14 protein-coding genes and 2 pseudogenes are annotated in these 14,995 nt (G+C 62.1%); 9 read left to right on the top strand and 7 right to left on the bottom strand.

All coding sequences use genetic code 11. The features are described from left to right. The first annotated feature begins 80 nt into the window (after window positions 1-80). Genes PE058_RS03180 through PE058_RS03165 form a run of 4 tightly spaced genes read left to right on the top strand, consistent with a single transcriptional unit; the run spans window position 81 to window position 3,205 of the window. Window positions 81-686 carry a sigma-70 family RNA polymerase sigma factor gene (locus PE058_RS03180; protein ID WP_271029816.1) on the top strand — a complete coding sequence of 202 codons (606 nt, stop codon included), beginning with the start codon at window positions 81-83 and terminating at the stop codon, window positions 684-686. Continuing rightward, window positions 683-1,333, top strand: coding sequence for a ChrR family anti-sigma-E factor (locus PE058_RS03175; RefSeq protein WP_271029815.1), 651 nt, complete (start codon window positions 683-685; stop codon window positions 1,331-1,333). The genes PE058_RS03180 and PE058_RS03175 overlap by 4 nt, the downstream gene beginning before the upstream one ends. Before the next feature lie 7 nt (window positions 1,334-1,340). Next, window positions 1,341-2,171, top strand: a complete 831-nt coding sequence (locus tag PE058_RS03170) for a DUF1295 domain-containing protein (protein ID WP_271029814.1) — start codon at window positions 1,341-1,343, stop codon at window positions 2,169-2,171. Further along, window positions 2,168-3,205, top strand: coding sequence for an SAM-dependent methyltransferase (locus PE058_RS03165; RefSeq protein WP_020084017.1), 1,038 nt, complete (start codon window positions 2,168-2,170; stop codon window positions 3,203-3,205). Before PE058_RS03170 ends, PE058_RS03165 begins: the two co-directional genes overlap by 4 nt. On the opposite strand, the gene PE058_RS03160 is transcribed toward PE058_RS03165, so the two are convergent. After that, complete coding sequence (locus PE058_RS03160) at window positions 3,202-3,603, bottom strand: DUF2177 family protein (RefSeq protein WP_156827157.1); 402 nt, start codon at window positions 3,601-3,603, stop codon at window positions 3,202-3,204. The two genes, PE058_RS03165 and PE058_RS03160, sit on opposite strands and share 4 nt — an antisense overlap. Before the next feature lie 344 nt (window positions 3,604-3,947). Between PE058_RS03160 and PE058_RS03155 the strand changes: the two are divergent. After that, window positions 3,948-4,166, top strand: a pseudogene (locus tag PE058_RS03155) (ribonucleotide-diphosphate reductase subunit beta); the annotation flags it as partial. 66 nt (window positions 4,167-4,232) lie between these two features. Here PE058_RS03155 and PE058_RS03150 read toward each other — a convergent pair. Continuing rightward, window positions 4,233-4,376 (bottom strand): annotated as a pseudogene (locus tag PE058_RS03150) (integrase core domain-containing protein); the annotation flags it as partial. Window positions 4,377-4,657: 281 nt separating this feature from the next. Between PE058_RS03150 and PE058_RS03145 the strand changes: the two are divergent. From PE058_RS03145 to PE058_RS03135, 3 genes are read left to right on the top strand one after another with little or no spacing between them, the layout of a single operon-like run. Then, a complete protein-coding gene (locus PE058_RS03145) occupies window positions 4,658-5,986 on the top strand; it encodes an efflux RND transporter periplasmic adaptor subunit (RefSeq protein ID WP_271029813.1) in 1,329 nt (442 codons plus the stop codon). Then, window positions 5,983-7,212: an ABC transporter permease gene (locus tag PE058_RS03140; RefSeq protein ID WP_271029812.1), complete on the top strand. Its 1,230-nt coding sequence runs from the start codon at window positions 5,983-5,985 to the stop codon at window positions 7,210-7,212. The genes PE058_RS03145 and PE058_RS03140 overlap by 4 nt, the downstream gene beginning before the upstream one ends. Then, a complete protein-coding gene (locus PE058_RS03135) occupies window positions 7,205-7,900 on the top strand; it encodes an ABC transporter ATP-binding protein (RefSeq protein ID WP_020084012.1) in 696 nt (231 codons plus the stop codon). Before PE058_RS03140 ends, PE058_RS03135 begins: the two co-directional genes overlap by 8 nt. A gap of 65 nt (window positions 7,901-7,965) precedes the next feature. On the opposite strand, the gene PE058_RS03130 is transcribed toward PE058_RS03135, so the two are convergent. Then, window positions 7,966-9,306: a metal-dependent hydrolase family protein gene (locus tag PE058_RS03130; RefSeq protein ID WP_271029811.1), complete on the bottom strand. Its 1,341-nt coding sequence runs from the start codon at window positions 9,304-9,306 to the stop codon at window positions 7,966-7,968. 410 nt (window positions 9,307-9,716) lie between these two features. Between PE058_RS03130 and PE058_RS03125 the strand changes: the two genes are divergently transcribed. Beyond that, complete coding sequence (locus PE058_RS03125; RefSeq protein ID WP_271029810.1) at window positions 9,717-10,535, top strand: septal ring lytic transglycosylase RlpA family protein; 819 nt, start codon at window positions 9,717-9,719, stop codon at window positions 10,533-10,535. A 63-nt stretch (window positions 10,536-10,598) separates the two neighbouring features. On the opposite strand, the gene PE058_RS03120 is transcribed toward PE058_RS03125, so the two are convergent. The 4 genes from PE058_RS03120 to PE058_RS03105 form a co-directional block, all read right to left on the bottom strand. Beyond that, window positions 10,599-11,294 carry a 5-formyltetrahydrofolate cyclo-ligase gene (locus PE058_RS03120; RefSeq protein ID WP_020084009.1) on the bottom strand — a complete coding sequence of 232 codons (696 nt, stop codon included), beginning with the start codon at window positions 11,292-11,294 and terminating at the stop codon, window positions 10,599-10,601. Between the two features lie 289 nt (window positions 11,295-11,583). Further along, window positions 11,584-12,603 carry an HAD family hydrolase gene (locus PE058_RS03115; RefSeq protein ID WP_271029809.1) on the bottom strand — a complete coding sequence of 340 codons (1,020 nt, stop codon included), beginning with the start codon at window positions 12,601-12,603 and terminating at the stop codon, window positions 11,584-11,586. 287 nt (window positions 12,604-12,890) lie between these two features. Then, complete coding sequence (locus PE058_RS03110) at window positions 12,891-13,292, bottom strand: hypothetical protein (RefSeq protein ID WP_020084007.1); 402 nt, start codon at window positions 13,290-13,292, stop codon at window positions 12,891-12,893. 9 nt (window positions 13,293-13,301) lie between these two features. After that, window positions 13,302-14,921: a DUF2793 domain-containing protein gene (locus tag PE058_RS03105; protein ID WP_271029808.1), complete on the bottom strand. Its 1,620-nt coding sequence runs from the start codon at window positions 14,919-14,921 to the stop codon at window positions 13,302-13,304. Window positions 14,922-14,995 lie beyond the last annotated feature (74 nt).

Here is a 14,995-nt window from a genome sequence, read left to right as displayed (position 1 = left end):
TGTGGTCTCAGGCAAGACATATCGGTCCGCGGCGACCTCGAACGCGAGCGCGAACGCGCGAGCGGCCCGGGGCGACACCCATGGTTTGGGGCGTCAAAAAGGCGAGGCCGGTGGTGACATCTAGCCAGGAGAAAGGGGCGTTTGTGCCGGCTGACCACGCGGCGTTGATTGTGGCGATCGCCCAGACCGGGGACCGGGCCGCCTTTGCGCAGCTCTTCGAATATTTTGCGCCTCGCCTCAAGACGCTCCTCATGCGTATCGGCGCGTCGTCTGGACGGGCCGAAGAGATCACGCAAGACGCCATGCTTGCTGTCTGGAGGAAGGCGGGCTTGTTCGATCCGGCCGGAGCGAGCGCGTCAGGATGGATCTATCGGATTGCGAAAAATCTCTATGTCGACGAACTGCGCCGCGACCACCGATCCGCTGCCGCGACAGCCGACCTGCCGGTGCAGAACGATGACGTCCCGCAGCCGGACGCGATCGTTTCGGACCGGTATATGGAAGCACGCGTACGGACTGCAATCGCAGCACTCAGCCCCGAACAGCTCCGCGTGATCACACTCTCGTTTTTTGAAGAGAAGCCTCACTCAGAAATCGCCAAAGAGTTGAGCATTCCGCTTGGTACCGTGAAATCGCGCATACGGCTCGCGATGCAGAGGCTACGCGAATTGTTGGACGAACAATGAAAACCACACATCGCCATCCCTCCGACGAGACCCTCGCGGCATACATCCGCGGCAGCCTGGACGAAGGCAGGCATGTGCTCGTTGCCGCGCATGTCGAGCTTTGTGCGTCCTGTGCAGCCTTAGTCGCGGCTTCCGATCACATTGCGGGATCCATTCTGGAGGCAGCGCAGCCAGCGCCCCTTCGGAGCGATGCCCTGCAAACCGCGCTCGCGCGTATCGACGCCAATGCGGCTGGCCAGGAGCGTCGGCCAGCGGCGCAGAATGCAAAAGGCGTCTCATTCGGCCTCAACGCTCTTTCGAGCTATGAACTCGGTCCGTGGCGCTGGATTGGTCCTGGTGTGCACTGGCGGTCGGTCTCGGTGCCAGCCGACCGCGGCGCGCGCGTGTTCATGCTGAAAGCGGCGCCGGGTACGAGCCTGCCTAATCACACGCATACGGGGACCGAACTCACGCTCATCCTGCAAGGCGCGTACGCGCACGAGGGTGGCAGGTTCGGCGCCGGCGACTTCGAAGAAGCGGACGGAACGGTCGATCACCAGCCGGTCGTCCAACCGGGCGAGGAGTGTATCTGTCTTGTCGCGATGGAAGGGCAGTTGAGGCTTCTGGGGCCGTTGGGACGTGTCATGCAGCCGTTCGTTCGGATGTGACGAACCGATGTCCATTTCGACAGTCCTCATCGCGGTTCTGCTTCAGTCGGTTGCCTTATCGGCCATCATGGCTGGCGCTTGGATCGTCCAGCAGAAAAGCGGAAACTCGGGCTGGGTGGATACGATCTGGACCTTCGGCCTTGGGTTGGTGGGCGTCATCGCAGCATTCGCTCCGAATGGCTTCAGCGAAGCCGGTTCGCGGCAGGTTCTCGTCGCCACGATGGTTTCGCTTTGGGCGCTGAGGCTCGGCGTTCATATTGCGAACCGGTCTCTCCGCATCACCGACGATCCAAGGTACGCAGAACTCATCAGGGGCTGGGGTGCGGACGCGAGCCGGCAGATGTTCTGGCTGCTGCAGAAACAGGCGCTTGTAACGATACCGCTGGCAGCGTCCATGCTCCTAGCTGCGCACAACCCAGCCGCAGAGTTGCGCCCACAGGATTGGCTCGGGGTAGCCGTGTTTCTAATGGCAATCGCGGGAGCCGCCTTAGCCGATCATCAGTTGCGCCGATTTCGCGCGTCTCCTGCCATTCGCGGCAAAGTGTGCGACGCGGGCTTGTGGCGATGGTCGCGCCATCCGAACTATTTTTTCGAGTGGCTGGGTTGGATTGCCTACCCGCTGATCGCCATCGACATCACGGGCGGCTACCCGCTGGGCTGGGTCGCCATCGCTGGGCCTATCTGCATGTATTGGCTTCTCAGACATGTCTCCGGCGTTCCACCGCTCGAGGAGCACATGCTCCGCTCGCGCGGTGACGCCTATCGCCGCTATCAGGCGCGCACAAGCGCGTTTTTTCCGTTACCGCAGCGGACGACTTACGGAGACGCATCTCAATGACGCTCTGGAAAAGCGCATACGATCTCGCAGAACGCGTCCCGATTCCTGACGCCATCGTCCGGCTCGGAATTGGGGCCCTTGTCGGTCGGACGAGCCGCCAGCTTGCGCTGGCCGGGCAAACCGCAACCGAGAGCTTTGCCAGAGAGCTTGAGCTGCTCCCGATCGCGGTACACACGGATGCTGCGAACGAGCAGCATTACGAGGTGCCTGCTTCCTTTTTCGAGCTCGTGCTCGGCCCCCAACGGAAATACTCCTGCTGCTATTACGAAGCATCAGACACGACGCTCGCCCAAGCCGAGGAGCGCGCGCTCGCTTTGACGGCCGAGCACGCTGGTCTGAGCGACGGCCAGACTATTCTGGAGCTCGGGTGCGGATGGGGCTCCCTCAGCCTCTGGATGGCGCGGACCTATCCGCGCGCGCGCATCCTGGCGGTCTCCAACTCGCATTCACAGCGTGCCTTCATCGAGGGCAAGGCGCGTGACGAAGGTCTGGACAATATCGAGCTCGTCACCGCCGACATGAACCATTTTGATACCGAGCGAAAGTTCGACCGCGTCGTGTCGATCGAGATGTTCGAGCACATGGCCAACTGGCGCGAACTCTTGAGACGTTGCCGGAACTGGCTTGCGGCTGACGGGCGCATGTTCATGCATGTGTTTACCCACCGCAGCACGCCGTATCGCTTCGATCACGCCGAGAAGGACGATTGGATCGCACAGCACTTTTTCACGGGCGGTTGCATGCCGAGCCGCACACTCATCCGCAGCTTCCCAGACCTATTCGATGTGGAGGAAGAGTGGTACTGGGCCGGAACGCATTATGCGCGCACGGCTGAAGACTGGCTCAAGAACCTGGACGGGGGGCGCGATGCCGCCGCACAGATCCTGCATCAGACTTACGGCACAGAGCAGGACATCTGGCAGCGCCGGTGGCGCTACTTCTTCCTGGCAACGTCTGGCTTGTTCGGGTTCGACAGCGGCCGCGAATGGGGCGTCAGCCACTACCGCCTCAAGCCGGCACTTGCACGCCGCTAGCCTCGCCACGCCATAAGTGCCGCGGCCACAACCGCGGAGACCAGGCCAGAGGCAACCGCCCCATAGACGATATCTATTACCGTGATCTGGAGCGTCCAATTGCGCAGTGTCGCGAAGTTGGTCAGCTCATAGGTCGCATAGGCGACAAATCCGAACAGCGCGCCATTAAAAAGGGCGAGTGCTACCGAGCCCGACTTCAGGGCCGGCATGATCGCGAAATAGACGAGAGCGACCGGATAAATAGCGTAGAAGGCAATGGCCGGCGCAATATTGACGGTTGGAAGGAGAATGTCGCCCAATGTCTGCTTGTAAAGACGCGCGCCCATCGTCATGAGCCAAGTGATGTCGACAGCGGCAAACAGAAGAAGAGAGGCGACATACGCGAGCGCATAGTTCACGGCGGACCTCATTTGTCGTTTTCACAACAACGCCCCGCCACTTGGTTTGGATCACGTGCCAGCACAGTCGTCCTCGATGTGGCCGATGGACCGTGCCGGAGTTCGATACGGCTAAGCCGAGAAAGCTGACGTGATCGGCGATGGCTGCGGCGTCCCCGATCGCGGCGAACCAGCTTCCGTTCTTGGGACCGTCATCCATCGTCACCCTGCCGACGCCGAGCGCCACGAGAGATCACGCCAACGCAATGAGCAATATGAGTTTATGGTATGTCACCGGACACACGCGCCCTCGCGCGCAGCGAGATGGGGTTTTTCGGCCTTGATCTGATTGATGACGTCGATGGCCGACAGGGCTTCTCGGTCTTAATGCCAAGCTCTGCGAGCAGTATATGCGCTTCATCGTAAACCGGCGTTGCGGCCAGCTCGGCCTCGCGCCAGTGTTCGCGGATACAGAAAACCCGTTCCCATGGATGAGCGAGGTCATGGATCCCAAGAAGGAGAAGAACTTCTTTGAGACCCGCGTCATCGAGTACCAGAACGGTGGCGCACTGAGCTGGGAGTAAAGGAAGTGGATTGGCGGCATCACTCGGCGCCATTCCTTCTTTTTGCCCTTCTCTCATCCAGTCAGAGGGTGAGACACGATTGTAATCGTCGCGCCATGCCGCCAGCAGCGCTCTCGCTTCGTCGAGCGTGGAGAACAACGTCTCGTTCAAGAGCGTGTCGCGAAGCCGACCGTTGAAACTCCCGACAAACGCGTTCTGCTGCGGCTTGCCGTGCGAAGACCGGAACCGATATTCTGATGTCGCTCCGCACCGAACACGCGGCCCTGATCCAACTTCGGCACGGCGTTTCTGTGGAGCAATTCGAACGTGCCGTTGCGGCCTATCCCGATCCCAACAAAAGACATTATGCGTCGGACGTTAGGCTGCCGACACACTGCTCGGATGCAGTCCATCGGCGGCACTCCTTGATCGACGTCAATAGAGCGCTCCGAGCCGATTGCTAATTGAAACATTGAGCGGGGCGTTTCGCAGCGATGCAGGACCGGCTGGCCATGAACCAGAGGCTGGAAATCGAGGCGCCCGGCAAGAGCCGGCACTTTAGGACCGACCAGGAGCCTTCAAAAGCGTCTCCACCGCACCCCCACGTTGCTCTGCGTATTTTGCGAGGCGTATGGTCACATCGCTGGCGAGTGGCATCTGTAATCGCCGCTCTTGGCGCCGGCATCTACGCGGTCCCATTCTTGCTGTTTGGCCCCCTGATCGAGACGCGGCCCGTCGTCAGGGCTAATTTCGTCCAGACGGTCGTCGCGAGCGGCCACGTCGAAGCGCCCTTCCGGATCAATATTGGAAGCCAGATCACCGGCGTCGTCGCCAATGTTCCCGTTTCGGAGGGCCAGACGGTCAAGGCGGGCGATACACTGATCGAGCTCGACGACCGGGACGCGCGCGCCGCGGTTAGTCAGGCCGAGAATGTCGTGTCGGCAGCCGATGCGCGCATGAGACAGCTGCGCGAGTTATCGCTGCCGCAAGCTGAGGAGGCTCTGAAGCAGGCGCAGGCAAACCTCGTCAACGCACAGCAGTCCTTTGATCGGGCGCAAGCCCTCGCCAAAGACGGCTTTGGGACACAAGCGGCCCTGGATGACGCGACGAAATCTCTCGATGTCGCGAAGGCCCAGGCCCGCAATGCCGAATTTCAAGTCGCCACCAATCGCCCTGGGGGAAGCGACTACACGATGTCCGAGATGCTCCTCAACCAATCCACGGCCAATCTGGCTTCAGCCCGGTCGCGCCTCAGCTACACCGTCATTTCTGCGCCCCGCGACGGCACCCTGATTTCCCGCTCCGTCGAAAAGGGCAATGTCGTCGAGCCCTCCAATGTCCTCATGAAGCTAGCGCCTTTCGGCGATACTCAGCTCGTCGTTCAGATAGACGAGAGAAATCTCGGCCTCCTCGCACTCGGCCAAAAGGCAATCGCCTCCGCCGATGCCTATCCCAAGCAGTCATTCCCAGCCGAGGTGGTCTACATCAATCCGGGGGTCAATCTGCAGACAGCAGCGGTCGAGGTTAAGCTCGGAGCGAAAAACCCGCCAAGCTACCTGCGGGAGGACATGACGATCTCCGTAGATATAGCTGTTGCAGAGCATCCCAACACATTGATCATTCCTGCGGCCTGCTTGCGGAACGTTGACATCGAGCCGTTTGTTTTAAAGATCGACGGGGGACGGGTTAAGCGGCAAAGGGTGAAGGTTGGTATCGTCAGCGACGGCAAGGCAGAGATCCTCGACGGTCTGAGCGTGAATGACCTGATCGTCCCCACGACTGTCCCATCGGACTATGATGGGCGCCGAGTGAGGGCAAAGATCGCGGCTCCTTCCACATGAATAGATGGCTGCCCTTCGAATGGATTGCTGCGATCCGCTTTCTCAAGGAGGGTCGAACGCAGACGCTTTTCATCATCACCGCGGTGGCGATTGGCGTAGCCGTCATTGTTTTCATGTCGGCCTTGCTGGCCAGCCTGCAAGCCAATTTCATCAAACGCGTGCTGACATCTCAGCCGCATATCCAGCTTATTCCGCCCGACGAGATCGCCCGGCCGCAGCGCTTTGATCGACCAGGGCTGGCCGTAGCCGCAACGGTCCAGCGCCCCGCGCAGCGGATTCGCTCCATCGATCAGTGGCAAAAGATCGCCGCGTTGCTGAAGACGTGGCCCGATATCACCAATGTGTCGCCAACGATGGTGACCTCCGCACTCGCCGTCCGGGGTGATTCAAACCGGTCGATTACAGTCACCGGGATCGACCCTGATATCTATTTCAGGATCGTGAAGATCCCCGACTACATCGTAGCGGGGCAGACGCGTGTCCTGACTGACGACATTTTGATCGGCACCGAGCTTGCCCGCGACCTTGGCGTGAAGCTCGGCGACAAGATGATCGTCTCGGCGGCCACCGGCGCCTCTCGCGTTCTGACGATTACCGGCATTTTCGATCTTGGCAACAAGGCCGCCAATCAGCGCTCGACGTTCGTTGCCTTGAGAACGGCCCAGGCCCTATCGAATCTTGTCGGCGGCGTTACGACAATCGACCTGACCGTGAAGGATGTCTACGCGGCCGACAAAATTGCCAATACCATAGGTGCGGCCACCGGAGTCGAGGCGGACAGCTGGATCAAGACCAATTCCCAGTTCTTCACCGCGGTCAACGCGCAGACATTGTCGAACACGGTAATCCGGATATTCGTCGGCTTGTCGGTTGCCTTCGGCATTGCCAGCGTCCTCGTCGTCTCGGTCATCCAGCGGTCGAAGGATATCGGGATCCTGCGTGCGATGGGTACAGCCCAGGGTCAGATTCTCCGGATTTTTCTGCTGCAGGGCGGCCTTCTCGCTCTTGCCGGTGCGATTGTCGGAGCATCGACAGGCGGATGCGCCATAGTTTTCTGGCACAGCTATTTGCGGCAACCGGACGGCACCGAGCTGTTTCCGCTAGTCATCGACCCCATGCTGTTCGTGGAAGCAATTTTGATAGCGGCCGTGACTGGAGTGGCCGCAGCGGCGTTCCCCGCCTTCGGGGCCGCAAAGCTTGATCCTGTGGTCGCGATCCGTGGATGAGGAAAGTCAGGAAGTCTTGCGCCTCGTAGGCGTTTGCAAATCTTACAACGTCGGAACGCCTGTCGAGGTAGAGGTGCTGCGCGACATAGACCTCGTGCTCCGCCGCCGGGAGTTCGTCGCACTCATGGGTCCGTCAGGCTCGGGAAAAAGTACGCTTCTGAACATCATCGGCCTCTTGGATCGCCCGACATCGGGCCGCCTCTTTATCGAGGGAAGCGAAACGAGCACGCTCGACGATGCGGCCATTACCAGGCTCCGCGGTCGCAGTCTCGGTTTCGTGTTTCAGTACCACTATCTCATCAGCGCATTCACGGCCCTCGAGAACGTGATGATGCCGCTGCTCGTCGAGAACGAATTCCCCAGCGAGAAGATCCGTGAACGCGCCCGGGCCCTCTTGCACGAGGTTGGCCTGACGCCCTGGGAAAACAACCTCGCCAACAACATGTCCGGAGGGCAGCAGCAGCGTGTCGCTATCGCGCGCGCTCTCGCGATGAACCCGGCTCTCATCCTCGCCGACGAGCCGACTGGAAATCTCGACACCAAATCAGCCGATCAAGTGTTTGAGATGATGCGGGTGGTCAATCGAAGGGAAGGTACCGCATTCCTGATCGTCACGCACAACTTGGATTTGGCACGGCGCTGTGACCGTATCATCGAGCTTGTCGACGGGCGGATTTCAAAACTCTGAGAGCGATTTGTCCGCAGGACGCCCCGAAGCCAGATCAATACAGAAGCAAGGGCGAACAACCGCATTCAAGGAGCTAGGCTGTTCTTGTAGATCTTTCCGTCCTTCATGATGACGAGAAGGTTCTTCGCCGGGTCCTGAAGGAGCTCGATGTTGGAAACGGGATCGCCGTCGACCAGGAGAAGATCGGCGAGCGCACCTTCCTCTACGACGCCGAGCTTGCCCGGGTAGGGATTGCGTTTTCCCGACAAGGCCAGCAGCTCGCCGTTGGTCCCGGTCGCCATGGCGAGCGTTTCGGCCGGCGTATACCAGCGCGTGAACTTGACGAGCAATTCGCCCTGGCGCTGCGCGAGCCTTTTTGAAAACAGGATGTCGGTGCCGAACGCCGTCTTGAGCTTGTACTTTTTGGCCAGCGTGATGGACGTGTCCGTGCCGGCAAACACCGTAAATGCCTTGGCCCGCTCCTGAGACCCCGGAGGAAAGGCATCCGCCATCTCATCCGGAAATGCTTGCGTACTGAGCCAGATGCCTCGCTCCGCGATCAGCTTCGCCGTCGCCTCGTCCATGAGGTGGCCATGCTCGATGCACTTCACCCCGGCGCTGATCGCGCGCTGGATCGCGACGGGCGTGTAGGCGTGCACCGTGACATAGGTGCCCCAGTTCTCGGCTGCCTCCACCGCCGCACGTAGCTCGGCCTCCGTGAACGTGGAGACGTCGAGCGGGCTGTTGGGTGACGCGACGCCACCGCCCGCCGTGAGTTTGATTTGTGACGCGCCTTTCAGAAGCTGCTCGCGCACACGCACGCGGACTTCGTCCGGGCTGTCGGCGATCATGGAAGCCCCGGTCTGCTCCTGGCGTGACTGAGGGGCACCGACGACGCGGGGCAGCTCGTTGGCTTGGCGGAAATCGCCGTGACCGCTCGTGACCGAGATGATGGCGCCGGATGGAAAGATGCGGGGCCCGGCGACAATGCCTTCATCGATCGCGCGCTTGAGCCCGAACGAGGGCCCGCCCACATCGCGAACCGTGGTGAACCCGCGCATCAGGGTATCCCTAGCCTCGGCGCCTGCGACCAGGTTCAGGTAGCCGACATCGTCCGTGAGCAACGCGGCCGGCGTTGGCCGGACCAGCATCGCATGCCAATGCGCGTCTATGAGACCTGGCATGAGCGTCCGCCCGCCACCCGCAATGACCTGAACAGATGGAGTGCCATCGGTCGAAAGAGGGTCCTTCGAGATCTTTTCGATCGTGTTGCCGCGAACAAGGACATTCATGCCCTCTTCGAGGCGCTCGCTCTTACCGTCAAAAACACGAACGTTCTCGAAGAGCGTGAGGGCCGGCGGCTCGGCAGCGTAGGCAGCGGGCGTGAGACAAAAAAGGGCGGCAAGGAGAGTAGTCCGGCGAAACATCGGTACCTCCGATCGGCAGCCCCCCGTTGCGCTCAACTCGTCCAGTGTGCTGCCAGTCTAGCGGAAAGTCGGCAATCAGCCTACCGCAGTGACACCCCGGCGCGCCGCCAGGATGGCTGAGCAGGGGTCGTCACCGGAATTGGCCAGCAATCCGCACACTTGAGGCCATGTACGAAGGCCTTGGCGCGAGGCCGTTAAGCGCGCGTTTACTGTGTGTGAGCGAGGCTGCTCAAACATTCGCCACGGTTGTCTCGCAAGTCAGAAACTCGTCTTAGCGAGCGGGCCCGCGTCACATGCCACGGGAAATGCATCCGCTGCGTAGAGCAGCCTCGGGTTTTGCCACGCATCGGCGGCTTACGCTGCCGGCCTGGATAGCTGTCGCCGCGGCCCTGACCGGCGGAACTGCCGCCGTGACCACCGCCGATGCCAAGTCTCCCGGCTCGCGCTATTGCTTCCACGGCCTATGTCACCGCGTAGGCACGCTTGCGCAAACCGACACACTCGTCGGATGGCGCGGCTACCTGCTTGCTTCCTACTACGATAGCTGCCGGCTCGACCGCTTGAACCCGTGCGGACTGACGAGCTCGGGCGCCGTGTTTCGCCCCGATCTTCCCGACAACGCCGCAAGCCCGCTGCTGCCGGACGGCACCGTCATCCTCGCCTACAATCCCAAGACCGGCGACGCCTCCGTGCTGCGCATCACCAACGCAGGCCCCTACAGTGGAAAGCGCAAGCTCGACGTCTCGCGCGCGGCCGCGGAAAAGCTCGGCTTCCGCAATCAGGGAGTGGCGGCACTCGTCATCAGCGTTCTCCAATCTCCCACCCAGGCCGAGGCGAGCTACGTGCGCCGGCGTGTCTACCCGAGCGTTCCGGGCCATCTCGGCAAGTACGAGACCTTCGACAAGGCTATCGAGGCCGCGCAAGAGCGCCTCGACGTTCGTGAGGATGGCGAGCAGCAGCCCGCGGACGCGGCAGACGACATTGCCGCCCTGGTGCCGAAGCCGAGACTTGCTGTCTCCCCGTCGCTCGCCCGCGAGCTCATGATGTTGCGCTCACCCCCGCGGCCGGTGAGCCGGGGCGTCCGGCTTGTGCAGGGCCCGCGCCTCGTAAGCCGGGAGAGCTTCAGGCCCGAGCAGGCTCCTGCATCGGCTCGCGCGGCGCTGAACTTCGCGTCGGGCCTGCAGCAGTATCTGCTCGACACCGGCTCGCTGCCGGACGCCGGCAAATAATCAGCCGGCCCCGAAGCAGTCAGTCCCCAAGTTAAACATCGCCCTTCGCCTTCCGTTTGTAATCTATGGAAAATGCCGCCGCTGCGGAGCGGAGTTCCCGGTCACGATCCAGTCCATCGGAATGTCATGCGGCTGAGGATAGATGGTGGCAACTGCACCGCTCTCGTGCCCCACACCGATGACGAGCGGTCGCGGCCTGAGATTGAAAAGCGTGCGGTCGAAAAATCCGCCGCCGTAGCCCAGCCGGTAACAGGCGCGATCGAAGCCGACGAGCGGCGCAATGATCACAGCGGGAGCAACCAGATCGCCGTCGGCCGGATAGGGGATGTTCCAGACGCCCCGTTCGAGCCGCGCGCCGGGTGCCCACGCGCGAAACAGTAGAGGTTTCCCTTTTCCCGCCACTTCCGGCAAGGCCGGGCGCAGGCCCGCCGCGTACGCCCTCTCCATCCACGGCCTGAGATCGGGCTCACCGCGGAACGGCCAATAGAGACTTACGATCAGGTGCCGCGCACGTGGTACGAGTGCATCGAGATCACGGGCGACGCGCTCGGAATGGAGCTCTCGATCGCGCGGGGAGAGGGCGAGCCGGGCGGCAATGAGACGTTCTCGTTCCCCCTTGCGCCATCGGGCGACATCCCTGGCCTGTGCGGCATCCGGCATGATCATGCCGCTCGCGGGATCGATATCGTGCATGAGGCAGGGCGGGGAGGCGAACAGGCCGTGCTCGCTGGCATCTTCGTCATACTGCTGGTTGATCATCTCAAACCCTCCACGCGCCTGTCGCGCACGGCGCCACCTCGAAATAAATATCGTATTACGATATAAATTCGGAACGCAAGCCCTGCGTGACACAAGGGAGCTGAGAGGCGAGCGCACCCGAACTTCAGCGCGCGTCGCCTGAAGGCGCACTCTTTTTTTGGGAGTCCGCTATTACGGCCAGTTCCTCAACACGGCGCTCTGGCACTGCGCCCGCGAGCGGCAGCCTGGAGAGCATTTTCGAGACTTCGCCATTCGTGCCGGCCATGCGCGGCGGTCAGGAAACCCAGTCTCACTTGTCCGGGAACACCGTCTTCCAATTGCTCTTCATATCGACGACCGTCCAGCCCTTCGCCGTCGCCTCATCAAGCGCTTTGTCGAGCTTCCCGACATGGGACGCGCGGTCATAGGCCCACTCCCGATCCGCATCGGTATGATGGACGACCCCCATGAAACGCGCACCGTGTCCCGCTGCCGTGTACTGCAGCATCTGCAGATCGCCGTCCGAGTTGCCGAAGGCGAGGATCGGGCGGCGCCCAATGTAGCGGTTGATGCCGACCGGCTTGCCAGGACCGTCGTCGACGAACTCGATCTTCGGCTCCTTCGTCAGCCGCGCGATGCCATCCGGACCGATATCGAATTTCACGACGCCCGACGAGCCTACCACCTGCTCGGGCGGTATCCCGTAAACCCTTTCGGCGAAGCGGCGCATGAACTCCACTCCGCCGCCGGAGACGATGAAGGTCTTGAAGCCGCGAGCGCGCAGATAGGAAAGAAGCTCCAGCATCGGCTGGTAAGCGAGCGACGTGTAGGGACGCTTCAAGCGCGGATGCTCGGCGCTCTCGAGCCAGCCGTCGACGATGTCGCCGAACTTCTCTGTCGTGAGCCCGGCATGCGTGGCCGCCATGATCTCGAGCAGCCCGTGCTCCCCGGACGCCGCGACGCCCTTGATGTCACCCTCGAGCACGCTCTTGAACGGCTGCTTCTGCTTCCATTCAGGATTCTCGCTCGCCAGCGCAGCAATCCGATCCAGCGCGAAAGCGAGCTGGAAATATACAGGCTGCTCCGCCCACAGCGTCCCGTCGTTGTCGAACACGGCGATGCGCTCGGCTGGCGCCACGAAATCCGGCCCGCCTTCCTGGGTCACGCGGTCGACGAAATCGACGATCGCCGTCTTCGACTTGCCGTCGTTCCAGGAGGGCAGCAAATCCGATAGAGGGTCCTCGGCCCGGAGCGAAGCCGGGCCGGCGGCGAACGCGATCAGCGCCAAGAGCAGGACACGCGGCGCGAAAACGGCAAGACCAGCGCGCATAGTCGTCTCCATAGGCGAGCGGACCCTCGGGCCTGACGCGCGGCCCGCGGGCGTAAGCGGGCAATCAGTCCGAACCCTTGGAGCCGCTTCGAACGCCGTCAGAACTTGATCGGCCGAGAAGCTTCTGACGGCAGCCAGCGCTGATCCCGTGAGCCCGAGAAATAAATCAAGAAAAACAGCCAAACCGGCACAGGCGCATCGTCGAGAAACTTCAGCATGACAGGCCTTCGCGTCTCCGCTCGAAGCCCTTATCTAACACGCTTAGCCAACTCTCCGCTATTGGCCCGTCACGGCGACCAGTGGCTGTCGTCGGCGTAGTCGGAGGGCGGATCGGCTTCGAGCTCATTCGAGCGCGCGCGTATTCTCTTGATCCCATCCGCCAGCGCCTGCAGCGCGGCGGCCTCCGCAAGCTCCTCTGAGCTCAGCACGTCACCCAGCGCCCGCTTGTTCACGAGCTCTGTCGCACGCATCTGCGCGTTGAGCTGCTTGATGATGCAGGATTGCAGGTCGCCTCCGCCCGTGAGCGCGATGATCCGACGCTGAGCTTCGGCCCGCACCGTATCCGCCGTGACGACCGCCTGCGCTGAAACGCCTTCGAGCAGGCCCGCAGCCGCGAGACCCAGATACTGCTCCTCCGTGTAAAGGTTGCTCGCGCCGCCGCCGAAGTCCACGTCCCACAGTCTCTGCATTCGGGCCTCCTACACCAGCCAACGATTGACACCCGGAATGACTCCGATGTTCGCGTCCACATCGGTCAAGCCGCCCATGAGCGCCGGGCACGCAATGAGATAGCGGTGCCCCGACAGCGCTGCGTAAATGTTCATCGCCGACGGCTGATAGCCGGTCGTGAGATAGGGAGGCTGGCTGTCCTGATTGCAGAGCGAAACCCAGCCATCGGCAGGGCTCACGAGATAGTTGCCCGCCGACTGCAGAACGCCATCCTTGTACGATCGTTGATTGTCGACGACCCGCCACAGCACCGGGGCATCGAGCGCGAGCAGGTACATATGAAAGGTCGCGGCCGGCGGACGGGGACCGAACGACGGGAACAGAGAGAGATAATAGTTCGTGCTCGCGAGCGTCTGAGGCGACGACGCGGTGCCGGATCCCATCGTGATCTGCGCGACGCGAAACTCCACGCCGTAGCGGCGATAGGAAGCCCCCCGGATCTTGTCGATCAGCGCCTTGATGTTCGCGCTCAGCGCTCCTGCCGCACCGCCATAATCGTTGTTGTTGGTGATGAACTTCCCGGCATCGGCGGCAACCGAGCCATTGTAGACGGAGAGATAGGACGGGAACGAAAAGGCTCCGATGGTTTCCGATGCCGCCGAGTTTCCGCCGAAGCGGCCGCTATCCGCATAGAGATTGATGGCGAAGTTCGAGATGAGATTCGCGCGCGGAGCCTGCCGCCTGCGCGTATAGCTATGGCAGGTCCAGTTGCCGGATGCGTCGGAGGCGAGCACGGCCGTATCACCCGCTTCCGTGAGAATGTTGTCGGAACCGGGGAGGATGAGCGACACCGCATTGTGCGTGAGGGTCAACGCCCCTGCGAACAGAACGCAGCGGAGCACGTTCGGAACCGTGCCGAGGCTCGTGATCGTCGTCGAGCCGGTGATGCGCACGCGCTGAGAGCCCGCCGCCCCGACGTCGCACGTCGCCGCCGACGCCACATCCACCTGACCGGACTTGAACGCAACGCCGCCCGTGCTCCTGCTGATGACGATGGCTTCTTGCCAGGCGCTCCCGTCGGCACTGACCTTCACATGAAAGTCGTCGTCGCCCGTGAGACCGAACTCCGCCCGTCCGGAGAACCCCGTCTGGAACAGCACGCTTCCCGTATTGGCAGCCGCGGCCTTGTTGATCTTGAGTTGGTGGCCCGCCCCCTCGTGATTGAAGAGAGACGCGGGCGATGCGACCGAAAGGCGATTGGTTGTATCCGCGGTCGCGTTCACGCCCACGAGCGGCACCGGGTTCACGCCTCCGCCGCTCGCCACCCAGGTCGTGCCGTTGAACGCGTAGACCGTATCCTCGTCCGACACCCAGGCCCGCCAGCCCTCGAGCGGAACATGGAAGGCCCACGCGCCATCCTGGTAAGCCGCGATGTGAGTCGCATGACCGACCCAGGTCCCCGTCGGAGCCCCCGCGACGATGTAGCGGGCTCCCTCCGCAGGCGAGCCCGGAGGCGCAGCGAGATCCTTGTCCATCACCGACAGCTGCACGAGCGCATCCAGCGCGCGCAAAGCCTCGTTGTGCGTCACATGCTTCTGCGACTGCGCAGCGAGAATGTACGGCAGCTTGAGATTCGAGGTCTGATCCATGGGTCGCAAAAACTCATCGGCGAGGGCGTTGGATCGACACTATGGCGGCGCGCGCATCGGCGAGGATAACTGCG

The sequence above is a fragment of the Hyphomicrobium sp. DMF-1 genome (assembly GCF_027886585.1).
Classification (GTDB): domain Bacteria; phylum Pseudomonadota; class Alphaproteobacteria; order Rhizobiales; family Hyphomicrobiaceae; genus Hyphomicrobium_C; species Hyphomicrobium_C zavarzinii.
The sequence above is the reverse complement of the archived record's forward strand: the minus strand, read 5'-3'. Positions and strand labels throughout refer to the sequence as shown.

What these genes read in the sequence shown, in the direction of transcription:
- PE058_RS03130 (WP_271029811.1), bottom strand. Translation starts at nt 9,306, where the DNA reads ATGTTTCGCCGGACTACTCTCCTTGCCGCCCTTTTTTGTCTCACGCCC.
- PE058_RS03180 (WP_271029816.1), top strand. Translation starts at nt 81, where the DNA reads ATGGTTTGGGGCGTCAAAAAGGCGAGGCCGGTGGTGACATCTAGCCAG.
- PE058_RS03110 (WP_020084007.1), bottom strand. Translation starts at nt 13,292, where the DNA reads ATGCAGAGACTGTGGGACGTGGACTTCGGCGGCGGCGCGAGCAACCTT.
- PE058_RS03140 (WP_271029812.1), top strand. Translation starts at nt 5,983, where the DNA reads ATGAATAGATGGCTGCCCTTCGAATGGATTGCTGCGATCCGCTTTCTC.
- PE058_RS03175 (WP_271029815.1), top strand. Translation starts at nt 683, where the DNA reads ATGAAAACCACACATCGCCATCCCTCCGACGAGACCCTCGCGGCATAC.
- PE058_RS03145 (WP_271029813.1), top strand. Translation starts at nt 4,658, where the DNA reads ATGAACCAGAGGCTGGAAATCGAGGCGCCCGGCAAGAGCCGGCACTTT.
- PE058_RS03170 (WP_271029814.1), top strand. Translation starts at nt 1,341, where the DNA reads ATGTCCATTTCGACAGTCCTCATCGCGGTTCTGCTTCAGTCGGTTGCC.
- PE058_RS03120 (WP_020084009.1), bottom strand. Translation starts at nt 11,294, where the DNA reads ATGATCAACCAGCAGTATGACGAAGATGCCAGCGAGCACGGCCTGTTC.
- PE058_RS03115 (WP_271029809.1), bottom strand. Translation starts at nt 12,603, where the DNA reads ATGCGCGCTGGTCTTGCCGTTTTCGCGCCGCGTGTCCTGCTCTTGGCG.
- PE058_RS03105 (WP_271029808.1), bottom strand. Translation starts at nt 14,921, where the DNA reads ATGGATCAGACCTCGAATCTCAAGCTGCCGTACATTCTCGCTGCGCAG.
- PE058_RS03165 (WP_020084017.1), top strand. Translation starts at nt 2,168, where the DNA reads ATGACGCTCTGGAAAAGCGCATACGATCTCGCAGAACGCGTCCCGATT.